27 protein-coding genes and 1 pseudogene are annotated in these 24,051 nt (G+C 67.3%); 14 read left to right on the plus strand and 14 right to left on the minus strand.

Going from position 1 to position 24,051, the window contains the following annotated elements; genetic code table 11:
• Positions 1–47 precede the first annotated feature (47 nt).
• The gene (gene btuB / locus AC5P6E_RS11230) at positions 48–1,892 is read left to right on the plus strand and encodes a TonB-dependent vitamin B12 receptor (RefSeq protein WP_019338723.1); all 1,845 of its coding nucleotides are present in this window, start codon (positions 48–50) and stop codon (positions 1,890–1,892) included.
• Positions 1,893–1,982: 90 nt separating this feature from the next.
• Here the strand turns inward: btuB and gph are convergent, their stop codons facing one another.
• From gph to AC5P6E_RS11245, 3 genes are all read right to left on the minus strand, one after another.
• Positions 1,983–2,651 carry a phosphoglycolate phosphatase gene (gph, locus tag AC5P6E_RS11235; protein ID WP_019338002.1) on the minus strand — a complete coding sequence of 223 codons (669 nt, stop codon included), beginning with the start codon at positions 2,649–2,651 and terminating at the stop codon, positions 1,983–1,985.
• A 64-nt stretch (positions 2,652–2,715) separates the two neighbouring features.
• Positions 2,716–3,507, minus strand: a complete 792-nt coding sequence (locus AC5P6E_RS11240) for a class I SAM-dependent methyltransferase (RefSeq protein WP_019338001.1) — start codon at positions 3,505–3,507, stop codon at positions 2,716–2,718.
• Positions 3,504–4,433, minus strand: coding sequence for a LysR family transcriptional regulator (locus AC5P6E_RS11245; protein WP_019338000.1), 930 nt, complete (start codon positions 4,431–4,433; stop codon positions 3,504–3,506). The genes AC5P6E_RS11240 and AC5P6E_RS11245 overlap by 4 nt, the downstream gene beginning before the upstream one ends.
• 108 nt (positions 4,434–4,541) lie before the next feature.
• Here AC5P6E_RS11245 and AC5P6E_RS11250 point away from each other — a divergent pair, with 108 nt between their 5' ends.
• On the plus strand, positions 4,542–5,180 hold the full coding sequence (locus tag AC5P6E_RS11250; protein WP_019337999.1) for an NAD(P)-dependent oxidoreductase: 639 nt from the start codon (positions 4,542–4,544) through the stop codon (positions 5,178–5,180).
• Positions 5,181–5,271: 91 nt separating this feature from the next.
• Positions 5,272–6,183, plus strand: a complete 912-nt coding sequence (locus tag AC5P6E_RS11255; protein WP_019337998.1) for an MBL fold metallo-hydrolase — start codon at positions 5,272–5,274, stop codon at positions 6,181–6,183.
• Between the two features lie 313 nt (positions 6,184–6,496).
• Here AC5P6E_RS11255 and dinB read toward each other — a convergent pair whose 3' ends face one another.
• Complete coding sequence (dinB, locus tag AC5P6E_RS11260) at positions 6,497–7,591, minus strand: DNA polymerase IV (RefSeq protein WP_329836093.1); 1,095 nt, start codon at positions 7,589–7,591, stop codon at positions 6,497–6,499.
• Between the two features lie 199 nt (positions 7,592–7,790).
• On the opposite strand from dinB, the gene fabA reads away from it, so the two are divergent.
• Both fabA and fabB read left to right on the plus strand, forming a co-directional pair.
• A complete protein-coding gene (gene fabA / locus AC5P6E_RS11265; RefSeq protein WP_005407930.1) occupies positions 7,791–8,306 on the plus strand; it encodes a 3-hydroxyacyl-[acyl-carrier-protein] dehydratase FabA in 516 nt (171 codons plus the stop codon).
• Positions 8,306–9,514: a beta-ketoacyl-ACP synthase I gene (gene fabB / locus AC5P6E_RS11270; RefSeq protein ID WP_043398887.1), complete on the plus strand. Its 1,209-nt coding sequence runs from the start codon at positions 8,306–8,308 to the stop codon at positions 9,512–9,514. Before fabA ends, fabB begins: the two co-directional genes overlap by 1 nt.
• A 136-nt stretch (positions 9,515–9,650) precedes the next feature.
• On the opposite strand, the gene AC5P6E_RS11275 is transcribed toward fabB, so the two are convergent.
• The 3 genes from AC5P6E_RS11275 to AC5P6E_RS11285 are packed head-to-tail and all read right to left on the minus strand — an operon-like array spanning position 9,651 to position 12,093.
• On the minus strand, positions 9,651–10,334 hold the full coding sequence (locus AC5P6E_RS11275) for an HAD family hydrolase (protein WP_053442469.1): 684 nt from the start codon (positions 10,332–10,334) through the stop codon (positions 9,651–9,653).
• Complete coding sequence (locus tag AC5P6E_RS11280; RefSeq protein WP_010484113.1) at positions 10,331–11,032, minus strand: pseudouridine synthase; 702 nt, start codon at positions 11,030–11,032, stop codon at positions 10,331–10,333. The genes AC5P6E_RS11275 and AC5P6E_RS11280 overlap by 4 nt, the downstream gene beginning before the upstream one ends.
• Positions 11,029–12,093, minus strand: a complete 1,065-nt coding sequence (locus tag AC5P6E_RS11285) for a class I SAM-dependent methyltransferase (RefSeq protein WP_010484114.1) — start codon at positions 12,091–12,093, stop codon at positions 11,029–11,031. The genes AC5P6E_RS11280 and AC5P6E_RS11285 overlap by 4 nt, the downstream gene beginning before the upstream one ends.
• Positions 12,094–12,250: 157 nt before the next feature.
• Here AC5P6E_RS11285 and AC5P6E_RS11290 point away from each other — a divergent pair, with 157 nt between their 5' ends.
• Positions 12,251–12,514 (plus strand): hypothetical protein, encoded by a 264-nt coding sequence (locus AC5P6E_RS11290; protein WP_005407925.1) that lies wholly within the window; start codon positions 12,251–12,253, stop codon positions 12,512–12,514.
• Positions 12,515–12,584: 70 nt separating this feature from the next.
• Here AC5P6E_RS11290 and AC5P6E_RS11295 read toward each other — a convergent pair whose 3' ends face one another.
• Together AC5P6E_RS11295 and AC5P6E_RS11300 are read right to left on the minus strand one after the other, a co-directional pair.
• Positions 12,585–12,878, minus strand: a complete 294-nt coding sequence (locus AC5P6E_RS11295) for a DUF3247 family protein (protein WP_010484115.1) — start codon at positions 12,876–12,878, stop codon at positions 12,585–12,587.
• A 43-nt stretch (positions 12,879–12,921) separates the two neighbouring features.
• The gene (locus AC5P6E_RS11300) at positions 12,922–14,910 is read right to left on the minus strand and encodes a hybrid sensor histidine kinase/response regulator (protein ID WP_043398895.1); all 1,989 of its coding nucleotides are present in this window, start codon (positions 14,908–14,910) and stop codon (positions 12,922–12,924) included.
• Positions 14,911–15,155: 245 nt separating this feature from the next.
• On the opposite strand from AC5P6E_RS11300, the gene AC5P6E_RS11305 reads away from it, so the two are divergent.
• Positions 15,156–15,719, plus strand: a complete 564-nt coding sequence (locus AC5P6E_RS11305) for a DUF3016 domain-containing protein (RefSeq protein ID WP_010484117.1) — start codon at positions 15,156–15,158, stop codon at positions 15,717–15,719.
• Between the two features lie 138 nt (positions 15,720–15,857).
• Here AC5P6E_RS11305 and alr read toward each other — a convergent pair whose 3' ends face one another.
• The gene (alr, locus tag AC5P6E_RS11310; RefSeq protein WP_019337993.1) at positions 15,858–16,925 is read right to left on the minus strand and encodes an alanine racemase; all 1,068 of its coding nucleotides are present in this window, start codon (positions 16,923–16,925) and stop codon (positions 15,858–15,860) included.
• Entirely contained in the window at positions 16,904–18,208 is a 1,305-nt protein-coding gene (locus AC5P6E_RS11315) for a D-amino acid dehydrogenase (RefSeq protein WP_019337992.1), read from the minus strand. The genes alr and AC5P6E_RS11315 overlap by 22 nt, the downstream gene beginning before the upstream one ends.
• Positions 18,209–18,357: 149 nt before the next feature.
• Here AC5P6E_RS11315 and AC5P6E_RS11320 point away from each other — a divergent pair, with 149 nt between their 5' ends.
• Positions 18,358–18,837 (plus strand): Lrp/AsnC ligand binding domain-containing protein, encoded by a 480-nt coding sequence (locus tag AC5P6E_RS11320; RefSeq protein WP_005407919.1) that lies wholly within the window; start codon positions 18,358–18,360, stop codon positions 18,835–18,837.
• 56 nt (positions 18,838–18,893) lie between these two features.
• Here AC5P6E_RS11320 and AC5P6E_RS11325 read toward each other — a convergent pair.
• A pseudogene (locus AC5P6E_RS11325) lies at positions 18,894–19,071 on the minus strand (lana protein).
• Positions 19,072–19,214: 143 nt separating this feature from the next.
• Complete coding sequence (locus tag AC5P6E_RS11330) at positions 19,215–19,592, minus strand: hypothetical protein (protein WP_019337991.1); 378 nt, start codon at positions 19,590–19,592, stop codon at positions 19,215–19,217.
• Between the two features lie 140 nt (positions 19,593–19,732).
• On the opposite strand from AC5P6E_RS11330, the gene msrB reads away from it, so the two are divergent.
• The 5 genes from msrB (at position 19,733) to AC5P6E_RS11355 (ending at position 22,963) form a co-directional block, all read left to right on the plus strand.
• Entirely contained in the window at positions 19,733–20,200 is a 468-nt protein-coding gene (gene msrB, locus AC5P6E_RS11335) for a peptide-methionine (R)-S-oxide reductase MsrB (protein WP_010484122.1), read from the plus strand.
• A 91-nt stretch (positions 20,201–20,291) separates the two neighbouring features.
• A complete protein-coding gene (gene motA, locus AC5P6E_RS11340; RefSeq protein WP_005407915.1) occupies positions 20,292–21,146 on the plus strand; it encodes a flagellar motor stator protein MotA in 855 nt (284 codons plus the stop codon).
• Positions 21,147–21,149: 3 nt separating this feature from the next.
• Positions 21,150–22,088 carry a flagellar motor protein MotB gene (gene motB, locus AC5P6E_RS11345; RefSeq protein ID WP_019337990.1) on the plus strand — a complete coding sequence of 313 codons (939 nt, stop codon included), beginning with the start codon at positions 21,150–21,152 and terminating at the stop codon, positions 22,086–22,088.
• A 97-nt stretch (positions 22,089–22,185) separates the two neighbouring features.
• Positions 22,186–22,674 (plus strand): hypothetical protein, encoded by a 489-nt coding sequence (locus AC5P6E_RS11350; protein ID WP_010484124.1) that lies wholly within the window; start codon positions 22,186–22,188, stop codon positions 22,672–22,674.
• Positions 22,675–22,687: 13 nt separating this feature from the next.
• On the plus strand, positions 22,688–22,963 hold the full coding sequence (locus AC5P6E_RS11355) for a DUF4031 domain-containing protein (protein ID WP_010484125.1): 276 nt from the start codon (positions 22,688–22,690) through the stop codon (positions 22,961–22,963).
• Between the two features lie 91 nt (positions 22,964–23,054).
• On the opposite strand, the gene AC5P6E_RS11360 is transcribed toward AC5P6E_RS11355, so the two are convergent.
• Positions 23,055–23,597 (minus strand): DUF6630 family protein, encoded by a 543-nt coding sequence (locus tag AC5P6E_RS11360; RefSeq protein WP_281056113.1) that lies wholly within the window; start codon positions 23,595–23,597, stop codon positions 23,055–23,057.
• 90 nt (positions 23,598–23,687) lie between these two features.
• Here AC5P6E_RS11360 and AC5P6E_RS11365 point away from each other — a divergent pair, with 90 nt between their 5' ends.
• The gene (locus AC5P6E_RS11365; protein WP_005415112.1) at positions 23,688–23,936 is read left to right on the plus strand and encodes a DUF3297 family protein; all 249 of its coding nucleotides are present in this window, start codon (positions 23,688–23,690) and stop codon (positions 23,934–23,936) included.
• Positions 23,937–24,051: the final 115 nt, after the last annotated feature.

The following is a 24,051-nucleotide window of genomic DNA, read 5'->3' on the forward strand; positions in this document are numbered from 1 at the left end:
GCTCCTCCCCTTCGCCACGCGGGCGTGCGTGGCACCTGGAGTCCCCCATGAAGCTGCAGTCCCGAATGCTGTCCCTGGCCGTGCTGGCCACCCTGCCCGCGCTGGCCCAGGCCGCCGATGACACCACTGCGCTCGACCAGATCCTGGTCACCGCCACCCGCACCCCGATCGCGCTGCAGGACAGTATCGCGCCGGCGCAGGTGATCGACCGCGCGCAGATCGAATCCAGCCAGGCCACCTCGCTGCAGGAGCTGCTGCGCGGCCGCGCCGGCATCAACCTGACCAATGCCGGCGGCCTCGGCAAGCAGAGCTCGCTGTTCCTGCGCGGCACCAACTCGGGCCACACCGTGGTGCTGGTCGACGGCGTGCGCATCAACAGTGCCGACCTCGGCCTGGCCATGTACCAGGACCTGCCGCTGGCGCAGATCGAGCGCGTCGAAATCGTTCGCGGCCCGCAGTCCAGTCTGTACGGTGCCGACGCCATCGGTGGCGTGATCCAGATCTTCACCCGTCGCAACCAGGGCGATTTCGCTCCGCACTTCCAGCTCGGTGGCGGCAGCAACGGGCTGCGCGAAGCCAGCGGCGGCATTGGTGGCGGCACCGAGCGCGGCTGGTTCGGTGCCGACATCGCCTACCAGCATTCCGACGGCATCGATGCCTGCCGCGGTTCTTCCTCGGTGTTCACCGCGGGCTGCTTTGCCGACGAGCACGACCGCGACGGCTACCGCAACCTGTCCAAGAGCCTGCACGGCGGTTACAGCTTCAACGACCAGTGGAACGTGGAAGGCAGCGCACTGCGCGCCGATGGCAAGAACCATTACGACGGCTACTACAACTACTCCGAGACCCGCCAGCAGGTGCTGGCCGGCAAGGTGCGCTACACCCCGTCGGAGCGCCTGGCGTTCACCGCCAACGTCGGCCGCAGCGACAATGAGTCCGACAACTTCGGCGCACCGGGGGTGTTTGGCAGCGCGCAGACTCATCGTGACAGCGCCTCGCTGCAGGGTGACTTCGGTGTGGCCGAGGGCCAGCTGCTGAGTGCCGGCGTGGACTGGAGCGAAGACAATCTGGACGGCAGCAGCGCCGGGTATCTCGTCGACAGCCGCCGCAACACCGGCGTGTTCGTGCAGTACCAGGGCCGCTTCGGCCGCCACCAACTGCAGGCCAGCGCCCGCAACGACGACAACCAGCAGTTCGGCAACCACGCCACCGGCAGCGTTGGCTGGGCGATGGAACTGGGCCACGGCCTGCGCGTCAACGCCAGCTACGGCACCGCGTTCAAGGCACCGACCTTCAGCGACCTGTACGACCCGTGGAGCGGCGTGCCGACGTTGAATCCGGAGAAGTCCAAGAGCGCCAACCTCGGCGTTTCGCAGCAGGGCCAGGGCTGGCACTGGGGCATGGATGTGTACGAAACCCGCATCGATGACCTGATCACCTACGATGCGTCCACGATGAAAATGCAGCAGGTGGAGAAGGCGCGCATCCGTGGTGCCGAGCTGACCGGTGGCGTGCTGCTGGCCGGCTTCGACATCAACGCGCAGCTGAGCTACACCGACCCGCGCAACCGCACCCACGGCAGCACCCAGTTTGACAACTGGCTGCCGCGCCGTGCACAGCAGACTGCGCGCCTGGACATTGACCGTCGCTTCGGCGATTTCCGCGCCGGCCTGACCGTACAGGGCGCGGGCAAGCGCTTTGACAACGCCAGCAACTCGGTGAAGGTTGGCGGCTACGGCACGCTGGACCTGCGCACCGAGTACGCGCTGACACCGGAGTGGTCGCTGCTGGCGCGTGCCGCCAACGTTTTCGACCGCAGGTATGAGACGGTGGCGTGGTTCAACCAGCCGGGCCGTGAGTACCAGTTGAGCGTGCGTTACCAGCCGAAATGAGGAAACGCGCCGGGCATTCCCGGCGCTTTCTCTGTAGAGCCGAGCCCATGCTCGGCTCAGGCAGCAAAGCAGCCGAGCATGGGCTCGGCTCTACACCGGGACGCCGGCGGCCAACCCCGGCAATTCACGCAGATCGTCGATCACCGCCACGGCATGCGCGGTGGCCATGTCCAGGCCGCGCGGGTAGCCGTAACGCACCAGCGCGATCGGCATGCCTGCATCTTCGGCGGCGCGGTAGTCGGTCAACGAATCACCCACCATCAGGCAGGCATCCACCGGCAGCCCGAAGTGCGCAGCGATGTGCCGCAGCGGTTCGCCACTGGGCTTGCGCTGCGGCAGCGAATCGCCGCCCAGTATCAGCGCGAACGCATCACCGATGCCCAGGTGCTGCAGCAGCGGTGGCACCAGCGCTTCGGGCTTGTTGGTGCAGATCGCCAGCGGCACGTTGCGTGCACGCAGTTGCGCCAGCGCTTCACCCACGCCATCGAACAGGCGCGGGCTACGCAGCAGGCATTCGCGGTAGTGCACCATGAACACCGGCATGACCTCGGCCAGGTCGACCTCACGACCCGCGGCATGCACGGCCTGCTCGACCAGGCGGCGCACACCGTCGCCGATCCAGCCCAGCACCGTGGCTTCCGGTACGCGTGCCACACCGATGTCCTCCAGCGTGCGGTTCAGCGCTTCGGCGATATCAGCTGCGCTGTCGACCAGCGTGCCATCAAGGTCGAACACGACCAGTGGATAGGGATACGACAAGGGACGGCACCTGCATGACGTGGGGCCGTCCATTGTACGCCGCTGGTTTTTGCACCGATCCGCCTCAGCCGATCCGGCGCGCGCGGGTAGCCAGGAACGTGGGCAAGTAACGGTCGATCAGGAAACGCGGCTGCGGCTGCCAGTCCTCCATGAAGCGATCGATGATGAAGCCGGCATCCAGCTGGCCACCGATCAGTTCGGTCAGGCTGTGGCCGAAGGTCAGTGCATCGCCCCGTGCCAGCTTCGCCTCGCGCTCGGCTGGCGGCAGGTCTTCCAGGTCCGAATAGGGAATGGCGTACTGCGGCCGGATCAGGCCCTGTGCATCCAGCTGCGGATCGCGCGCACCGACGAACAGCACCGGGTTGTAGAAGCTGGCCATCAGCATGCCATCGCGTGCCAGCACACGGCGGCATTCGGTCCACACCGGGCGCACGTCAGGCACGTACAGGTTCGAGATCGGGTGGAACACCACGTCGAAACTGTCGTTGGCGAACACGTGCAGATCGCGCATGTCACCCTGCACGGTGCGCAGCTGCAGGCCATCGCGCGCAGCGACCCTGCGGTCCTGTTCCAGCTGCCCGTCGGACAGGTCGAACACGGTGACGTCAGCGCCCGCAGCGGCCAGCACCGGTGCCTGCTGGCCACCGCCCGAGGCCAGGCACAGGATGCGACGGCCGCGCACATCACCCATCCAGTCCAGCGGCAGCGCGCGGGGCGTCAGGTGCACCTGCCAGCGGCCTTCGCGCGCGGCGGCGATCGTTGAACTTTCCACCGGGCGCGACCATTCGCGCACTTCGCTGGCCTGGCGGTCCCAGGCAGCACGGTTGTGGTCGATCAAGGCCTGTCCATGGTTCATGTGTTCTCCTTGCCCGGTGGGCGCCAATCCAGATCCTGGAAGGCCGGGCTGGCGAAACACTCGCCCAGGAAATCCAGGAATCGCCGCATGATAGCGGGCTGCTGGCGCCGTGACGCGTACACCGCATGAATGCCGAGTTCGTCCAGGCTGAATTCGGGCAGCAGTTCGATCAGCTCGCCACTGCGCAGCAGCGGCGCCACCTGGTAGGTCGGCAGCATGGCGATACCGGCACCGGCCCGCACCGCCTCCAGCAGCAGCGAGGCCTCGTTCGCGCTGATGTTGCCGCCCACCGCCACCGACAGCGAACGTCCATCGCGGTGCAGCTGCCACAGGCTTTTACCGACGTAATGGTGGGTCAGGCAGTTGTGCGCGGCCAGGTGCTCGGGGGCGGTCGGCGTGCCACGCGCCTGCAGGTAGGACGGCGTCGCGCACAACACCGAGCGGCAGGTGGCCAGGCGCCGTGCGATCAGGCTGGGGTCGATCTGGCGCGCGATGCGCACGGCCAGGTCCACCCGCTCTTCCACCAGGTTCACCGTGCGGTCGACCAGCAGCAGCTCGATGCGTGCCGCCGGATGGCGCGCAACGAAGCCGGCCACGGCCCGTGCCAGGTGGCTCTGCCCGAACGACACGCTGGCGGTCACCCGCAGCGTGCCGTGCGGCTCGGGATCATCACTGGCCAGCTCGCCCTGCAGTTCTTCGCCGATCGCCAGCATCTGCCGGAAGCGCGCCAGCGCCGCCTCGCCGGGGCCGGTCAGGCTGATCCGGCGCGTGGTCCGGTGCAGCAGGCGCGCACCCAGCCACCCTTCAACCTCGGCCAGGTAGCGGGAGACCATCGCCCGCGACATGTCCAGCACCTCGGCGGCGGCGGTGAGGCTGCCGCGCTCGGCCACCTCGACGAACACGGTCATGGCGGTCAGTCGGTCCATCTGCTCGATTCCTGCAACAAACAAACGCGTTATACGCTGTTTTTCGATCAACTGCAGCAGCCTAGAGTGACCCCATTCCCACCCCACACCGCCCCACGGAGTCCTGCCATGAAGATCGCCCTCGTTGGTTCCACCGGCAACATCGGCCGCCAGATCGCCCGCCACGCGCTGGCCCGCGGCCACGAACTCACTGTCATCGTGCGCAGCGCGCAGGACCTTCCGGCTGAACTGGCCGGTGCGCATCCGGTGGTCGCCTCGCTGGACGACCTGGATGCGCTGGTCGCCGCCATTGCCGGCCACGACGTGCTGGCCAGTGCCTACGGCCCGCGCCCCGGCGATGACATCGGCCGTGTGGGCGAGGTCGCCGCGCAGCTGGCCGCCGCCGCACGCAAGGCCGGTGTACCGCGCCTGGTGGTGGTCGGTGGTGCCGGCAGCCTGGAAGTCGCGCCCGGCGTGCAGCTGGTCGATACCCCCGACTTCCCGGAGGCCTACAAGCCGTACGCGCTGGCCCATCGCGAGGCGTTCAACCGCCTGCAGGCAGTGGACGACCTGGACTGGACCTTCTTCTCGCCGGCCGCAGAAATCGGCCCGGGCGAAGAGCGCGGCCAGTACCGCGTGCAGCCCAAAGCGTTCCTGGCCGATACCAGCGGCCACAGCCGCATCAGCTACGCCGACTACGGTGCAGCGTTCGTCGCCGAGCTGGAAGCGCACCAGTACCCGAAGCAGATCATCACCGCAGCGTATTGATCCACGCACGTCCCATGTAGAGCCAAGCCCGCGCTCGGCTCTACGCGAACATGCAGCCGGGCATTGGCCCGGCTCTACACAAGGAATTCCCATGCGTACCGCTGCCCTGCTGCTTCCCCTCGCCCTGGCCGCCAGCTTCACCAGTGCGCCGCTGCTGGCCGCCCCGGCCACCACGGCGCCGACGGCGGCAACGAAATCCCAGCTGCACCTGCAGACCTTCCATCCCGGCCCGCAGGCAATGTTCTCGGTGTCCTCGGTGCTGATCGAAGGCCGCCACGACGCGATCCTGGTCAATGCGCAGTTCGGTGCCAGCGACGCGCGCAAGCTGGTCGAGCTGATCCGCGCCAGCGGCAGGCAGCTGACCACGATCTACATCAGCCACGGCGATCCGGATTACTACTTCGGCCTGGCCACCCTGCAGGACGCGTTCCCGCAGGCACGCATCGTCGCCACCGCGCAGACCGTCGCCCATATCCAGCAGACCCAGGCCGGCAAGCTGGCCTACTGGGGACCGAAGATGGGTGCCGACGTGCCCGCGCGCATTGTGGTACCGCAGGTGCTGGATGGCGATGCCCTGCAACTGGAAGGCCAGCGCCTGCCGCTGATCGGCCTGGACGGACCGACCCCGGACCGCACGGTGCTGTGGGTGCCGTCGCTGCGCGCGATCGTCGGTGGCATTCCGGTGGTGGCCGGTGAGCACGTGTGGATGGCCGACACGCAGACGCCGAAGTCGCACACCGACTGGCTGCAGACCCTGCAGCGGTTGCAGGCGTTGAAGCCGAAAGTAGTGGTACCGGGGCATTACGCACCGGGTGCCGCACTGGATTCGAGTGCGCTGCGCTTCACCGCAGATTACATCCGCGCGTTCGATGCCGAGGCGGCGAAGGCCAAGGACAGTGCGGCACTGGTGAAAGCAATGCAGTCGCGCTACCCGAAGCTGGATGGCGTCGCATCGCTGGAGCTGAGTGCGAAGGTGGCCAAGGGCGAGATGCAGTGGCCATGAGGTAGGGAGTTTTCTTTTGCAGGGCTGCGCCCTGCACCTGCTCAATGCAACGGCAACAGCCGAAGCAACAGCAAAAGCTGGTCTCCTGAGGGTTGGCGGGGTGGGTCCGGTTGCGGGGGACGCTGCAAGTACGTCCATGTAAGCTCGGTCGCCGCATCCATGCGGCTCACGCCCCCGCAACCGGACCCACCCCGCCTTCGACAGTTTCCCGCTATCTGTCGGAACCTGCTGCTGATGGTGGGTGCCGACCGTTGGTCGGCACGGGGTCAGAGCCCGTTGCTGCGCAACGGGCTCTGACCCCACTGTTTGATGATTAGGTATCTGTGGGTTTGTTCATGTCGTGCTCGAACAATTCCCCCTGCACCACCGGCTCCTTCTCGCGGAAGCCGCCGAGCCCGACGCCGACCAAACGGTAACGGGTCTCCGCCGGCAGGTCGACGCGGGCGCGCAGGGCCAGTGCGATGTCGCGCAGTTCTTCCATCGATTCCGGTGGGCGCTCCGGGGTGAAGCTGCGGGTGAGGATGCGGAACTGCGCGGTCTTCAGTTTCAGCACCACGGTGTGGCCGACGCGTTCGGTCTTGCGCGTGGCCTTCCAGGTCTTCTCCGCCAGCTGCACGATCGCTTCGCCCAGGTCTTCCAGCGGCAGGTCTTCGGCGAAGGTGTCCTCCGAGGAAATCGACTGCACCTGCTGGTCCGGTTCCACCGGCCGCTCGTCGATGCCGCGTGCACGGTTGTACAGGCTGCGGCCGAAGCTGCCGAATGCTTCTTCCAGGTCGATCAACGCCCACTGCCGCAGATCGCCGCAGGTGACGATGCCGCGCGCGGCAAGTTTTCCTTCCATCACCTTGCCGACGCCGGGCACCCGGTTCACTGGCAACGGCTGCAGGAACGCGTCCACCCGCTGCGGGGGGATCACGAACTGGCCATCAGGTTTGCGCCAGTCCGAGGCGATCTTGGCCAGGAACTTGTTTGGCGCGATGCCAGCTGAAGCAGTCAGGTTCGTTTCCTCGCGGATCTGCGCGCGGATGGTGCGGGCGATGTCGGTGGCCAGTTCGATGCCGCTCTTCGGCTCGGTCACATCGAGGTAGGCCTCGTCCAGCGACAACGGCTCGACCAGGTCGGTATGCCGCAGGAAGATCGCGCGCACCTGCTGTGACACCGCCTTGTAACGTGCGAAGTCCGGCGGCACGAAGATCGCATCCGGGCACAGGCGCTCGGCACGCACGGCGGGCATCGCCGAACGCACGCCGAACACGCGTGCCTCGTACGAGGCCGCGCACACCACCGAACGCGCGCCACGCCATGCCACAACCACCGGCTTGCCGCGCAGTGACAGATCGTCGCGCTGCTCCACCGACGCGTAGAACGCGTCCATGTCGACGTGGATGATCTTGCGCAGTCGGGTCATGTCAGGCGGAAAGGGCGGGGGCGTGCCGGACGGGCCACACGCCGAAGTATGGTCGTTGCACATCAACAGGATGCGCGTATTCCATTGAAAACACTACGGTTGCGTACGGTTGAAATGTTTGATCGGCGCAGTTTCCACGGGCATCCTCGAGCGCTTGTTTGCTTGTTTCCCTGTTTCCCCGCTTCCAGGATTGTGCTTCATGACCCGTCTCCACGCGTTCAACCGCGAACAGCTGCTGGCCAGCGCACGCGGTGAACTGTTCGGCACCGCCGCCGGCCGTTTGCCCAACGATCCGATGCTGATGTTCGACCGCATCACCGACATCCGCGAGGACGGCGGACCGCATGGCAAAGGCATGGTACGCGCCGAACTGGATATCCGCCCGGACCTGTGGTTCTTCGGCTGCCACTTCATCGGCGACCCGGTGATGCCCGGCTGCCTGGGCCTGGACGCCATGTGGCAGCTGACCGGCTTCTTCCTGACCTGGCTGGGCGCCCCCGGCAAGGGCCGCGCGCTGGGCTGTGGCGAAGTGAAGTTCACCGGCCAGGTGCTGCCGGAGGCCAAGCTGGTGCGCTACGAGATCGATATCAGCCGTGTCATCAACCGCAAGCTGGTGATGGCCCAGTCGGACGCGCGCATGTACGTGGATGACCGCGAAATCTACAGCGCGCGCGACCTGCGCGTCGGCCTGTTCACTGAAACCGGGAGCTTCTGATGCGTCGCGTCGTCATCACCGGCATGGGCATCACGTCCTGCCTCGGCAATGATCTGGATACCGTTTCGGCTGCGCTGCGCGAAGGGCGCTCGGGCATCACCGCCTTGGCCGACCACGCCGAAGCGGGCCTGCGCAGCCAGGTCGGCGGCCGCGTCGACCTCGACCTGGACGCGCTGATCGACCGCAAGCAGAAGCGCTTCATGAGCGATGCAGCGGCCTTCGCCTATCTGGCCATGCGCGATGCCATCGCCGATGCCGGGCTCAGCGCCGATCAGGTCAGCAATCTGCGTACCGGCCTGATCGCCGGTTCCGGTGGCGGCTCCAGCGAGTGGCAGATCGGCGCGGTCGACTTGCTGCGCGAACGTGGCGTGCGCAAGGTCGGCCCGTACATGGTGCCGCGCACGATGTGCTCGACCGTCTCGGCCTGCCTGGCCACGGCCTACCAGATCAAGGGCGTCAGCTACTCGCTGTCGGCCGCCTGCGCCACCTCGGCGCACTGCATCGGCGCTGCCGCGGACATGATCCGCCATGGCGCGCAGGACATCATGTTCGCCGGTGGCGGCGAAGATCTGCACTGGTCGATGAGCGTGATGTTCGACGCGATGGGCGCGCTGTCGACCAGCTTCAACGAGACCCCGGCCAGCGCCTCGCGTCCGTACGACAAGGACCGCGACGGCTTCGTCATCGCCGGCGGCGGCGGCATGCTGGTGCTGGAGGACTACGACCACGCCGTTGCGCGCGGCGCGCACATCCATGCCGAGCTGATCGGCTATGGCGTGACCTCCGACGGCGCCGACATGGTCGCCCCGTCCGGCGAAGGCGCGGTGCGCTGCATGAAGATGGCGCTGCAGGGCGTCGATCGCCCGCTGGACTACCTCAACACCCACGGCACCTCCACGCCGCTGGGCGACGTCACCGAGCTCAATGCGATCCGCGAAGTGTTCGGCGATGCGGTGCCGCCGCTGTCCTCGACCAAGGCGCTGTCCGGCCATTCGCTGGGTGCGGCCAGCGTGCACGAGGCGATCTACTGCCTGCTGATGATGCGCGATGGCTTCGTCGCCGGTTCGGCCAACATCGGCGAACTGGACCCGAAGGTGGAGAGCTTCCCGATCCTGCGCGAAAGCCGCGAGCAGAAGCTGGATACGGTGATGTCCAACAGCTTCGGCTTCGGTGGCACCAACGCCGCGCTGGTGTTCGGGCGGGTGTGATGGGGAAGGCGTGCCGACCAACGGTCGGCACCCACCAAATAGATGTAGAGCCGAGCCATGCTCGGCTCAGTGCCAACCAAGGTTGGCACCCACCGGGGGCATTGGGGCGTGCCGACCCACGGTCGGCACCTACCGGTTACCTCGGCAACAACGGCACCAGCAATGCGCGCGCGTCCACCAGCGACCCTACGATGCGGTGGCCCAGTGCGCGCAGCTCTTCATCAGGATGCACCAGGTCCGGCACCTGGATCACGGTCATGCCGGCCGCCAGCGCCGCGCGCGTACCGGCCGGTGAGTCTTCCAGCGCCAGGCAACGCTCCGGCGCCTGGCCCAGCCGCTGCGCGGCCAGCAGGTAGATATCCGGCGCCGGCTTCGGCCGCGCCACGTCGCCGCTGGTGATCACCGCATCGAAGTACGGCAGCAGGCCAGCAGCGGCCAGCTTGCGGTTGGCCCGCGGCTGCCGCGTGGTGGTTGCCACCGCACGCGGGATCGCATGTGCCTTCAGCAGCTCCAGCAGCTCCAGGATGCCCGGCCGCAGCGGCAGACCGGTCTGCGTGCGTGCTTCGTACAGCTCATGGCAACGTGCCGCCACGGCGTCGATCACGCTGTCCTCGATGCCCTGCGCACGCAGCAGCGCGTGCGTATCGCGGTCACCGAGGCCGACCATGCGCAGGAACACCGCCTCGTCCAGGCCCAGCCCGAATTCGTCGGCGGCCTCGCTCCAACAGGCCAGCGAGACCCGCTCGCTGTCGATCATCAGGCCGTCCATGTCGAAGATGACGGCGTCGGGGAGGAACGGCAGCGCAGCGATGGTGGTCATGGAGCGAACAGCGTATCCAGGTCGGTGGAAGTGAGCTGCCGCCATTGCCCTTCGTCCAGCCCCTGCAGGTCCAGCCCGCCGACGCGGCTGCGGTGCAGGGCCTGCACGTGGTTGCCGGTGGCGGCGAACATGCGGCGTACCTGATGGTAGCGGCCTTCATGCAGCACCAGGCGCGCGCGACGCGCATCCACCACTTCCAGTTCAGCCGGCAGCAGGGGCGTCTTCTCGGACTCCAGCATCAGCGTGCCGCTGGCGAACAGCGCCACCTCGTCGCCGCGCAGGTCCTCGCTCAACTCGACCTCATAGACTTTCGGCAGCTTCGACTTCGGCGAGATGATCCGGTGCAGCAGGCCACCGTCGTCGGTCAGCAGCAGCAGGCCACTGGTCTCGCGGTCGAGGCGGCCCACTGTAGACAGCACCGGATCGCGGTCGCGGAAGCGCGGCGGCAGCAGGTCGTAGATCAGGCGGCCGGTGTCCTTGGTCGAGCAGGTGTAGCCGGCCGGCTTGTGCAGCGCGATCGACAGGCCCACCGGCGGGTCCAGCGGCTCGCCGTCGACGCGGATCGCCTCGTGCGGCACCTGGTCGTCGGCATACAGCACCTCGCCGTCGGCGTCGGTGACGCGGCCTTCGCGGAACATCCACTGCACCTGCTTGCGGCTGCCGTAGCCCAGGTTGGCGATGAGCTTGACCAGCTTCACTTGCCCTTCCCCTTCACCGCTTCCACCAGCTTGAAGCCATCACGCTCGGCGATCACGCGCACCGCGCCAAAGCTCTCGTTGAGCGTGTACTCGTACGGCAGGTGGCGGTTGGCCACCACGTACAGGCGTCCGCCCGGGCGCAGCGCCTGCGCGGCCACGGCGATGAAGCGCTGGCCGATGTCCGGGCGATCGGCGCGCGAGGGCGTGTGGAATGGCGGATTGCTGATGATGACGTCATAGCCCGGCTCGATGCCGGCGGTGACGTCCTGCCACAGGAAGCGCAGCGGCAGCGGACGCGGCGGCGGTGCCAGGTTCAGCTCGGCCAGTGCCAACGCGCGCTGCTCCGCTTCGTACAGGTCCAGCGCGGTGATCTTCGGGCAGCGCTCCAGCAGCTCGCGCGACAGGTAGCCGTAGCCGGCACCGAGGTCGGCGGCGCGGCCGGCCAGGTCGGCCGGCAGGTGCTCGGCCAACAGCGCCGAGGCCGGATCGATGCGATCCCAGGCGAACACGCCCGGGCGGCTGAGGAAACGGCCGCCGACGATCGGCCGCACCGCATCCAGTGCCGACCAGCGCTTGGCCAGGTCGGCGTCGTGCTGGCCCTGCATCGGGGCGGTCCAGTACACGCGGCAGTGGTTCTTGGTCAGGCTGCCGCCGAGGCCGGTCAGTTGCTTGAGGTCGCCCTCGCCCGAGCGTGCACCTTCGTTGTTGGACTGGCAGGCAACGATGCGGCCGCCGTCGGCGACCAGCGCCAGCGCACGGGCAAACAGCGCGCGGGCTTCTTCACGCTGGCGCGGCGGCAGCACCAGCACCAGCGGGTAACGGCCCTTGCCGGCCACATCATCCAGCTGGCCACTGACGGTCCAGCCGGCGGCCTGCTGCAGCGGCTGCGCGAACGGGGCGAAGCTCTGCTCGCAGTGGACCTCGCGGCTGCCGGCCGCTTCACGCAGCGGCCAGCCGTCGCGGGCACGCAGGAAGGCCACCGGGCCCTCCGGCCAGCGCAGGGCGCCTTGGGAGAACGGCAGGAACAGGGTCTGCAGGGGGGCGTCGTCGCTGGAGGCCATCGGCGCGGGTACTTCAAGCGTGAGGGCCGTCCATTGTACCGGCTTGGCCGGACCGGCCCCGGTATGCCGCTTTGCGAAACCCGAACGGGGCCTTGATCTGCCAGCAACATTGAAACGTTCAGGGTAGAGGCTCCCCCGGAAACCCAGGAGAACCTGCATGCGAGCCTTGTTCGTCGGTGGCGTGGTCGACAACAGTGAAATGGACCTGGAAGGCAGCCATCCGCCCGTGCATTACCCCGAGGACACCGGCGGCGGCCACTCGCGCTATCGGCTGCACCAGGTCGGTCATGGCGCCGACGGCAGCGTGGCCTATGCGGTGTACGGCGCACCGGACCTGGCCGATGACGAGGTGGCCCGGGTGGCGGAAGAACGCGCCTATGCGCGCCGGTTCGAGGCGACACCGACCTTGTTCGAGCACTGACACACCGGTAGCGCCCGAGCCCACGCTCGGGCGACGGCGCAGCCGAGCGTGGGATCGGCTCTACATCCGATCAAGGCGCCCTGGGTGGCAGACGGTTGACGCTGGCGATCTCGTCCAGCCACACATGGTGCTGCTGCACCGGCGTGTCGTAGTCATCCAGGCGCAACTGGCCGTTGCTGCCTTCGTCGCCGGCGTCGTTGCGGTACTGCTGCACGGTCGGTTTCACCGCCACGGTGCCGAGCAGGCGGCGACCATCGTGCAGGGTCAGTTGCACCTGCGTTTCGCCTTCCAGCTGCGGCAACAGGGCTTCCAGGCGCGCGATCTGCGCCGGATCGGTATGGATGCGGGGAGCTATACGGGACATCGGCGACCTCCTGCGTGCAGGGTCGCCGATCGGCCGTGAATGCTCAGTGCAGCGCGCTGTCCGCGCGTGGCACCTGCACCTTGCGTACCGCAGCCACCAGCTGTGCCACCGAGTACGGTTTGGCGACATGTTCCTGGAAGCCTGACGCCAGCGCTCGGCGCCGGTCATCGGCGCGTGCCAGCGCGGTCACGGCAACCGCCGGCAGGGTCATCGCATCCACGCCCATGTCCTCGCGCAGCGTGCGCACCAGACCATAGCCATCCATGCCCGGCATGCCGATGTCGGTCAGCATCACGTGGTACTGCAGGTGCCCGGTATCGGCCAGCAACGCCAGCGCTTCACCGGCCGAGCTGGCGGCCGACACACTCGCGCCCTGCTCTTCCAGCATGCGCCGCAGGTACTCCAGCACTTCCGGCTGGTCTTCCACCGCCAGCACATGCATGCCACGCAGCGGGTACGGTTCGACGATCACCGGCTCCAGGATCGGCCCGCTGATCACTTCGCGCAGCGGGCGTCGCTCGGCATCGGGAATGTGCTGCGGCAGTCGCACGGTGAAGGTGGCGCCGTGGCCATGGCCTTCGCTGGCGGCGGTGACGGTACCGCCATGCAGTTCGACCAGCTGCTGCACGATCGCCAGGCCCAGGCCGAGGCCGCCATGGCGTCGGGTGGTGGTGCCATCGGCCTGGCGGAAGCGGCTGAACAGATGGTTGAGGAACTCCGGTGCGATGCCATCACCGGTATCGCGCACCGTGATCACCCAGTGGTTGCCGTCGGCCTGCAGCTGCACGTCGATGCGGCCTTCGGCCGGGGTGAACTTGATTGCGTTCGACAGCAGGTTCCAGAACACCTGCTGCAGGCGGGTGGCATCGCCCAGCACCAGGCTGGGCTGCTCCGGCAGCAGCAGACTCACGTCCAGCGCCTTGCCTTCGGCGACCAGTTCCTGCGCACCGATGGCTTCGCCCAGCAGGTCGCGCAGGTCCAGTATCTCCACCTCCAGCTGCACCTTGCCCAGCAGCATGCTGCTGAGGTCGAGCATGTCCGAGATCAGCCGCTTCTGCGCACCGGCGCTGTTGGCGATCACATTCAGGCCCTTGTACAGCGGGCTGGTGTTGTCCACGCGCTGCAGCAGCAGCTCGCTCCAACCGAGGATGGTGGTCAGCGGCGTGCGCAGCTCGTGCGACAGCGTGGCCAGGAACTCGTCCTTCAGCCGCGCCATGTTCTCGGCGGCGCTGCGCGCGGCACGCTCGGACTGCAGCAGCTCCTCGCGGGCCAGTTCGATCTCGCGGCGTTCGGTCACGTCCGGGCTGCTGCCGGCCAGGCCGATGAAGCGGCCCATCCGTGAGAAACGCGGGCGTGCGTTCATCTCCAGCCAACGCCACTCGCCATCGGCGCGTCGGGCCCGCACCAGCGCATGCATCGACCGCTGCGCCTTCAGTGCTTCCTGCAGTTCGTACTCGAACACCGATGCATCGTCCGGATGCACCAGGCCGCGCCAGACATCTTCCGGCACGCGTGTTTCGTCACCGCCAAAGAACTCACTGAAAGCGCTGTTGACGAAACGGGCATGGCCGCGCTCGTCGAGCACCCACACCGGCATCGGCAGGCCGTCGGCCAGTGCGCTGAAGCGGGCTTCGCTTTCGCCCAGCTCCACTTCCATCTGCTTGCGTGCGGTGATGTCGAAGAACAGGATGCCGACCTTGTCTTCGCCCGGACGGCCCACGCGCACCGCATCAACCGCGAACGAGCGGCCCAGCGCACGCGCTTCCATCTCGAACTGGGCGGGGCGGCCACTGCGCGCGACCTCGCCGTAGATGCGGAACCAGTCCTGCTCGTGGCCCGGTTCCAGCGCCGTCATGCGCTGGCCACGCGCGTCCTTCAGGCCGGTGTGGCGCTCGAACGCATCGTTGACCTCGATGAAACGGTAGTCCACCGCGCGATCGCCCTCGAACAGCACCTGGATCACGCAGAAACCGGCGTTGATGCGCTCAAGCACGCCATGATGCAGGTCGGGTTCGGGCGCTGGCACCATCATCGGTGGGCGCTCCACGAGGGGCGGCAGTGTGGACAAGGGGCGTCTGTGCAGGCCGGATTGGAAGCACAGCATCTTCCAAAGCGCGTATTCACAGCGTCAAGCGCCGTCAGTCATGGTTGACGTCGATGAATTGGCGGCAACCACCCTTGCGCACGACGCAATCGGCCATTGCGGTGGCCCGGCCACAGGATCACACTCGATCTGTGATCAACATCGTCCCCAGCGCGGGGACGCAGGAGACCGTCATGAAACGCTCACTCGCGATTGCCCTGCTGGCAGGCGCCCTGGTGGCGGGCGGCGCCAACGCTGCACCGCGCACCGTGACCGATGCGGACGCGCCGCGCGCGTTGCAGGCCGATGGCCCGGTCAGCGTGAAATGGGAGGATCCGGCCAAATTCACCGAGATCCGCCAGAGCACCAACCGCTTCGAGGCCGAACGCGGTGACTGGGTACAGCAGCTGGCCCGCTACCTGCAGACCACCGCTGCCAAGCCGCTGCAGCCTGGGCAGACCCTCGATGTGACCCTGGTGGACATCAAGCGTGCCGGTGACTACGAGCCGTGGCACGGCCCGCGTGGCCGCGACATCCGGATCATGCGCGACATCTACCCGCCGCGGATCAGCCTGCAGTACACGTTGAAGGACGCCAGCGGCCGTATCGTCAGCGAGGGCGATGCGCGCCTCAGCGATACCGGCTACCTGCACAACCTGGGGCTGAAGAGCGACAGTGATCCGCTGCGCTACGAGAAGCGCCTGATCGATGACTGGGTGAAGCGCCAGCTGGCCAGCCAGGCCACCGCCGCGCGGTAATGCCGGGCGACGCGACCCACCGGGCTGCGCGGCAATGCCCGGCAACGCGACCCACCGGTAGGTGTCGACCTTGGTCGACACGCATTAGACGGCGCCGACCAAGGTCGGCCGCTACCGAAGCCGAGCGTGGGCTCGGCTCTACACGTATACCTTGGCCACGCGCTTGACCGCGCACGGCAGCTGGTACGCGCTCACGCCGCAACGCGGCGCCAGTTCGGACAGCGTCGGTGCGCTGCCCCACAGTTCCACCACGCTGCCGATGCCGGCCTGCGCATGTGCGGTCAGGTCCACCGTCAGCATGTCCATCGACACGCGCCCGATCAGCGCACCGGGCTGGCCGTCGATCAGCACCGGGGTGCCATTCGGGGCGAACTGCGGATAACCGTCGGCATAGCCGAGCGCGACCACACCCACGCGGGTGCGCGCCTTGGCCACGAAGCGTGCGCCATAGCCCACCGGCTCACCCGCCTCGATCCAGCGCTCGGCGATCACCTTCGACTGCATCGTCATCACCGGGCGCAGGCGCTCGGTCAGTGCCGTGTTGTCCGGCAGCGGATTGGCGCCGTACAGCATCAGGCCCGGGCGCACCCAGTCGCTGCGTACATCCGGCCAGCCCAGCAGCGCCGGCGAGTTGCACACGCTGGTCTCGCCACCCAGGCCGTCGATGGCCCGCGCGAAGGTCGCGGCCTGTTCGTGGGTGCGTTCGCTGTCCAGCTCATCGGCGCGCGCCAGGTGGGTCATCAGCACGATGCGCTCGACCTGCGGCAGCGCCGACAGGCGTGCATGCGCGGCACGGAAGCTGTCCACGTCCAGGCCGAGGCGATGCATGCCACTGTCCAGCTTCAGCCACACCGTCAACGGGCGCGGGCTGTCGAAGGCAGCAACGGCCTCCAGTTGCCACGGCGAACCGACAGCGAACCAGAAGTCATGCTCGGCCACCAGCGCCATGTCGCTGGGCTCGAAGATGCCTTCCAGCAGCAGGATTGGCGCACGGATGCCGGCCTGGCGCAGCTCCAGTGCCTCTTCGATGGTAGCCACGCCGAAGCCATCGGCCTCGTCTTCCAGCGCCTGCGCACAGCGCACCGCGCCATGCCCATAGGCATCGGCCTTGATGATCGCCAGGGCCTTGCCACCGCCCAGTTCACGGGCGAGCCGGTAGTTGCTGCGCAGGGCGCCCAGATCGATCAACGCGCGGGCAGGACGCATGTGCGGTTCTCGTGTTGCGGCGCGTGACCGTACTGGCCGTAGCGGAAAATATCCAGGCCTTCGGTGCTGATCTGCGGCTGGCGCGCGCTCATCAGGTCGGCCAGGTAGCGACCCGAGCCGCAGGCCATGGTCCAGCCCAGCGTGCCGTGGCCGGTGTTGAGGTACAGGTTGCGGAACGGCGTGGCGCCGATCACCGGCGTACCGTCCGGCGTGGCCGGGCGCAGGCCGGTCCAGAACTGCGCACGCGACAGGTCGCCGCCCTTCGGGTAGAGATCGCTGACCACCAGCTCCAGGGTTTCGCGGCGGCGCTGCGACAGCGACAGGTCGAAGCCGGCCACTTCGGCCATGCCACCGACGCGGATACGGTCGTCGAAGCGGGTCACCGCCACCTTGTAGCTCTCGTCGAGAATGGTCGAGGTCGGCGCCATCGCCGGGTCGGTGATCGGCAGGGTCAGTGAGTAGCCCTTCAGCGGGTACACCGGCAGGCGCATGCCCAGCGATGCGACCAGCGCCGGCGAATAGCTGCCGAGCGCGACCACGAAGCGGTCGGCGGTTTCCAGCTTGCCGTCGATGCGCACGCCGGTGATGCGGTCGCCATCGAACTCCAGGCCGGTGATGTCCTGGTCGAAGCGGAACTCGACACCGGCATCCACGCACATCTGCGCCAGGCGGCGGGTGAACAGCTGGCAGTCGCCGGTCTGGTCACGCGGCAGGCGCAGCGCGCCGACCAGGCCATCGACGTGGGCCAGGGCCGGTTCGGCCTGGATGATGCCGGCGCGGTCCAGCACCTCGTACGGCACGCCGTACTGGGCCAGGATCTCGATGTCCTGCGCCGAGGCATCCAGCTGCTGCTGGGTGCGGAACAACTGGGTGGTGCCCAGGTCGCGGCCTTCGAATTCGATGCCGATCTGCGCGCGCAGCTCGTTCAGGCAGTCGCGGCTGTACTCGGACATGCGCACCATGCGCGCCTTGTTGATCGCGTAGCGCTCATGGGTGCAGTTGCGCAGCATCTGCCACAGCCAACGGTACTGGGCCAGGTCCATGCCCGGCTTGATCGCCAGCGGCGCGTGCTTCTCGAACAGCCAGCCGATGGCCTTCTTCGGCACGCCCGGGGCCGCCCACGGCGAGGTGTAGCCGAACGACAGCTGGCCGGCATTGGCGAAGCTGGTTTCCAGCGCCGGGCCGGGCTGACGGTCGATGACCGTGACTTCAAACCCGGCCTGTCGCAGGTACCAGGCACTGGTGGTGCCGATCACGCCGCTGCCGAGAACTAGGACTCGCATGGGACTTCTCCAACCCGATCATTCCCTACACTGGAGCGTGCCGGGACCATAATTGGGGAAGTATAGACAGCCATTCCCAGTTGATTTGCCTGTTTTGAAATCAACCGGCAGGATGTTCTCCTGCAATTCATTCCCCAAGGTTGACGGCCATGGCCACCCGTACCCGCGAACTGGACAAGATCGACCGCAAGATCCTGCGCATCCTGCAGGCCGAGGGCCGTATCTCCTTCACCGAACTGGGCGAGCGGGTCGGCCTGTCGACCACGCCCTGTACTGAGCGCGTGCGTCGATTGGAGCGCGAAGGGGTGATCACCGGCTACCACGCCCACCTCGACCCGGCCGCGGTGAAGGCCAGCCTGCTGGTGTTCGTGGAGATCAGCCTGGCCTACAAGTCCGGCGACATCTTCGAGGAGTTCCGGCGCGCGGCGCTGAAGCTGCCCAACGTGCTGGAGTGCCACCTGGTATCGGGCGACTTCGATTACCTGCTGAAGGCGCGGATCAGCGAAATGGCCTCCTACCGCAAGCTGCTCGGCAGCACGTTGCTGACGCTGCCGCATGTACGTGAGTCGAAGAGCTACATCGTGATGGAAGAAGTGAAGGAAACGCTGAGCCTGCCGATTCCGGATTGAGGCGCTCGCAGGATGGGGTCAGAGCCCGCGGTGCGGGATCCGACCCCCGGAGTCCCTCAGCGCTGCTGCGGATGCTTCTGCGAGCGCTGTTCCTGCTGCTTGCCGCCCTTGTGCGGCTGCTGTGGGTCCATCTGTTGCTGCTGTTGCTGCTGCGGGTTGCGGCCCTGCGGTTCCTTGCCGGGATGACGGTTCTGCTGCTTTTTTCATGATCGCGATCCAGTGGACGAAGGACATGCGGCGGCGGAATGCCAGCGCAGGGCCACGGTGGTCCCGAAACGGTTAATCGCAAGCGAAAAAGCAGTGATCGCCAAGAGGCTGTTTTCGTGCGTTCAGCCCGCACGACGCGCAGGAGCTGCCAACCTTGCTTGGCCCATAGGTCAGCGCTTGATCTGCTGGCCATCACCGGCAGGCACGCTGTCGTAATAGCGGCCTGTACGCGAGTCGAACACGCGGTTCGGGCCGGCCGGGCGCACGCCAGGCACGATGCGGCCATTGCGGTCATAGACCTTGTCGGCCGGCTTCGGTACCGGCGCCGGCGCGATCCGGGCGGGGCCGGTGGACTTGATCGGCTGTGCCGGCTGCGGCGACGGCAGCACCTGCGGCTGCGGGCGGGCAGCCTGTGGCGGAGGTGCCACCGGTTGCGGTGCCACGGTGGTGGCACTGCGGGTGGCGGTCGGGCTCGACGACGTCGGTACCTGGGCCTGCGCAACCAGGGGCAGCAGGCCCATCAACAGCAGGGGAAGGCTCGGTTTCATGTCACGCTCCGGCGTGGATCGCATTCACCTTGCGCCTGCACCTGTGTGCCGCCCATGAACGGCCATCACACTTGCAAGCGCGCGCCGGCACCCCCACGTTTTCCGGCATCCCCAGGCCATCGACCCCACGGAGCGCCGCCATGACCGCCTTCGACCTGACGCCCCCCACCGCCACCCAGACCGAGGCGCTGGTCGCCGGCCTCAGCGGCGAAGAACGCCGCGTACTGCTGCAGCACGGCACCGAGGCGCCGTTCTGCGGCGTATTCCTCGACAACAAGCGCGAGGGCGTCTACTGCTGCCGTCTGTGCGCACTGCCGCTGTTCCGCTCCAGCACCAAGTTCGATTCCGGCACCGGCTGGCCCAGCTTCTTTGCCCCGTTCGACCCGGCGCACGTGCGCGAGATCCGCGATACCAGCCACGGCATGGTGCGCACCGAGATCACCTGCGCGCGCTGCGGCAGCCATCTGGGCCACGTGTTCCCGGACGGTCCGCCGCCCACCTACGAGCGCCACTGCCTGAACTCCGTCTCACTTTCGTTCACCGGCAATGGCGAGCCCTGGCCCGACCCGTTGCAGCGTGGCGGCGCGGAAAGCGGCGTGGCGGGCTGAAACACCCCGCTGACCGGTTTCACAGAATTCCCTCTTCAGAAAACCGGGCGACGGGCCGACAAGGAGATATCCCCTCTCCTTGCGTCGCCCCATGCTCATCATCGTTGGATTCCTGGTCGTCATCATCAGCGTGATCGGGGGCTATCTCGGTGCCCACGGCCGCCTGGGTGCCCTCTGGCAGCCCTACGAGCTGGTCATCATCGGCGGCGCCGCGCTCGGCGCCTTCCTGGTCGGTACCCCGGCCAAGACGGTCAAGCAGACCCTGCAGGCCATGGTCGGCGTGTTCAAGGGCCCGCGCTACAAGCAGCAGGACTACATCGATGTCCTCAGCCTGCTCTATGAACTGCTCAACAAGGCCCGCCGCGAAGGCTTCATGGCGCTGGAAGACCATGTCGAGCGGCCGGCCGAGAGCGCGCTGTTCGGCAACTACCCCAAGGTGCAGGCCGACCACCACCTGATCGACTTCATCACCGACTGCCTGCGCCTGATGATCGGCAGCAACATCGAGCCGCACGAGCTGGAACCGCTGCTGGAACTGGAGCTGGAAAAGCACCATGCCGAGGCGATGGCACCGTCGCAGGTACTGACCAAGGTGGCCGACGGACTGCCCGGTTTCGGCATCGTGGCGGCGGTGCTGGGCATCGTCATCACCATGGGCTCGATCGGCGGCGACATCGTCGAGGTCGGCGGCCACGTCGCCGGTGCGCTGGTCGGCACCTTCCTCGGCATCCTGCTGGGCTACGGTTTCGTCGGCCCGATGGCAGCCGCGATGGAGGCCCGCGCCGAGCAGGACAGCCGCATCTACGAATCGGTCAAGACCGCCCTGCTGGCCTGCCTGCGCGGCTACAACCCGAAGATCGCGCTGGAATTCGCCCGCAAGACGCTGCCGTCGAACGTGCGCCCGGCCTTCTCCGATTTCGAGCAGCACCTGAAGACGGTCAAGTAAGCCATGGCCGAGACCAAGCCCACCGTCATCGTCCGCCGGGTCAAGAAGGCCGGCCACGCCGCCCATCATGGCGGTTCGTGGAAGGTGGCCTATGCCGACTTCGTGACCGCGATGATGGCCTTCTTCCTGGTGCTGTGGCTGATGGCCACCACCAACAAGAACGATCGTGCGGCCATTTCCGAGTACTTCCGCAACCCCAGCCCGCTGAGCGGGCAGAACGCCACGCCTGCGCCCGGCATGGCCGGCCCGGGCGGCGCCAGCACCTCGATGATCAAGCTGGGCGGTGCCACCGACGTTTCGCGTGGCAACAGCAACGATCCCTTCCAGAACCAGAAGGAAGCAGTACCGCAGCCGGTTGACCAGCAGCAGCGCGACAAGCAGCAGCTGGAACAGCTGATGAAGGAGCTGCAGGAAGCGATCAGCAGGAGCCAGGCGCTGGAACCGTTCAAGGACCAGCTGCTGCTGGACCTGACCCCGGAGGGCCTGCGCATCCAGATCGTGGACAAGCAGAACCGGCCGATGTTCGACCTTGGCAGCGCCACGCTGAAGCCGTACACGCAGCAGATCCTGCACGAGCTGGCCGAGTACCTGAACCATGTGCCGAACCGGATCAGCCTGACCGGTCACACCGACATCACCGCCTATTCCGCCGCTCGCGGCTATGGCAACTGGGAACTGAGCGCCGACCGTGCCAATGCCGCACGCCGCGCGCTGATCGATGGTGGCCTGGACGACGGCAAGATCACCCGCGTGGTCGGCCTGTCCTCCTCGGTACTGTTCGACAAGGCCGACCCGCAGAACCCGATCAACCGCCGCATCAGCATCGTGGTGATGACCCAGGCTGCCGAAGCGGCCGCCCTGGCCGGTGCCGGCCCGCAGGTGGGGCTGTCGGCGCCGACCGCCGACCCGGATGTGCAGGCCGCGCAGGGTGAGGCGCACTGAACCGGGGTCAGATCCCTTTCCCCTGGAAAGGGATCTGACCCCACCTGCGTGCGGCCGCTACAATGGCGGTCTTTCCGTTTCCAGGTGATCCCACCCCATGTCCCAGAACTCCAAGGCCAAGCGCGACAAGCGCAAGAAGCAGCAGGCCAAGCGTCCGTTCCTGCGCCTGAACGCCCAGCAGCAGGTGCAGAACCATGCCGTGCTGACCAACGAAGACGGCCAGGTGGTCGCGGCCATCGGCCTGCAGGGCCGTGAGTGGCTGCTGGCCATCGGCGGCCAGACCATGGGCAACGCCGAAAACCCGGTGCCGATGCTGGCCATGCTCAAGCACCTGTCCAACGTGCAGGAAAAGGAAGGCCGCAAGGTCAACCTGGAGTACTCCGAGCTGCTGCAGAAGCTGCTGGACACCCTGGCAGCCGAATCCGAGCAGACCGCTGACGAGTACCTGGACAAGCTGGTCGCCGAGTTCGAGACCGTGGAAGCCGAAGAAGGCGAAGAAGCCGCTGAGGCCGCCGAAGGCGAAGTGGTTGAAGCTGCTGCCGAGGCCACCCCGGCCGCTGACAGCGACAGCAAGCCGCAGGCCTGAACCGGCCGCGGCGGTGACGGTCTACGTCGATGACGCGGTGCATCCCTGGCGCGGACAGCGCTGGGCGCACCTGATGGCCGACACCCTGGCCGAGCTGCACGCGATGGCGGCGCAGCTCGGCATTCCACCGCGGGCCTTCCAGAACAAGGCCAGCGGTGCGCACTACGATGTCACTTCCGAGCTGCGCGCGCAGGCCATCGCGCTCGGTGCGCGGGCGATTTCCCGGCACGCCGACCGTGACCTGGTCAAAGCGGTGATTGCCAACGCCAGGGCGCAGTACCGGCCGTAGTGCGTGGTGTGCTCGCCGGGCATGGCCCGGCGCTACCACGGGCTGGCGGAACAGGTAGCGCCGGGCCATGCCCGGCGGGTCGGATCATCGATCAGAACGGGTCGCTGCCCAGGCGGATTTCGACGTTCAACAGCGAGCACAGCGCCAGCATCGCGTCGTCGTCGCGGGTCAGCGCCATCACGCCGGTGAAACCGTCGCTGCCGGCATCCACGCTCCACAGCGTGTAGTTGTGCTCGCGCAGGCGGTCGAAGGCGGTGGACATCAGCTGCACGCCGTCCAGGCCTTCGGCGAAGTCCTCGTCATCCAGGTCGCCGCCCCAGTCCAGCTGCAGGTTGAAGCGCGCCGACAGCTCGTTCACCGCCGACTGCAGCGATTCCAGGTCATCGCGCTCGACCTCGAAGCCGGACTGCCAGGCGATGGCCGTGAACAGTGCCGGCACCCAGTCACTGTCCGCTTCCAGCGGCTGCCCGTCCTCGGCCAGGTGCTCGCGCCAGCGGTTGAACTGCTGCAGGGCCAGCTCTTCGTCGCCCGGGTTGATCAGCACCAGCAGGTTCCAGACCCGGGCCTCGAAGCCGTCTTCGTCGAAGTCGTGGATGTCTTCCTCGAAGTCGAAATAGTCGCTGTTGTCGGGCATGGCGGAACTTCCTCTGGGGCAGGCCGGCATTCTACGGTTTATCCTGTGCCGCTGAAGCCGGCCTTGGTGGCCGTCACTGTGAATGAAGCGATGAGCGATACCCCTCCCGACCACCTGGCGATCAACCCGGCCAGCCCCTTCCATGATGCGCAGGCGCTGGAGCGCGGCGTCGGCGTGCGTTTCAACGACGTCGAGCGCGACAACGTCGAGGAATACTCGGTCAGCGAAGGCTGGATCCGCGTGCAGGCCGGCAAGGCCCGCGACCGCCGCGGCAACCCGATGACGATCAAGGTCAAGGGCAAGGTCGAGGTGTATTTCCTGGACCAGAAACCGGAATAACCGGCACCGGCATGTAGAGCCGAGCCTGTGCTCGGCTGCTTTTCGTTCCGGGTTCATGACGCCTGAAGCAAGCGTAGCCGAGCATGGGCTCGGCTCTACATGCCAGGGCGGAATC

The organism is Stenotrophomonas sp. YJH_SMC_16, assembly GCF_059367875.1.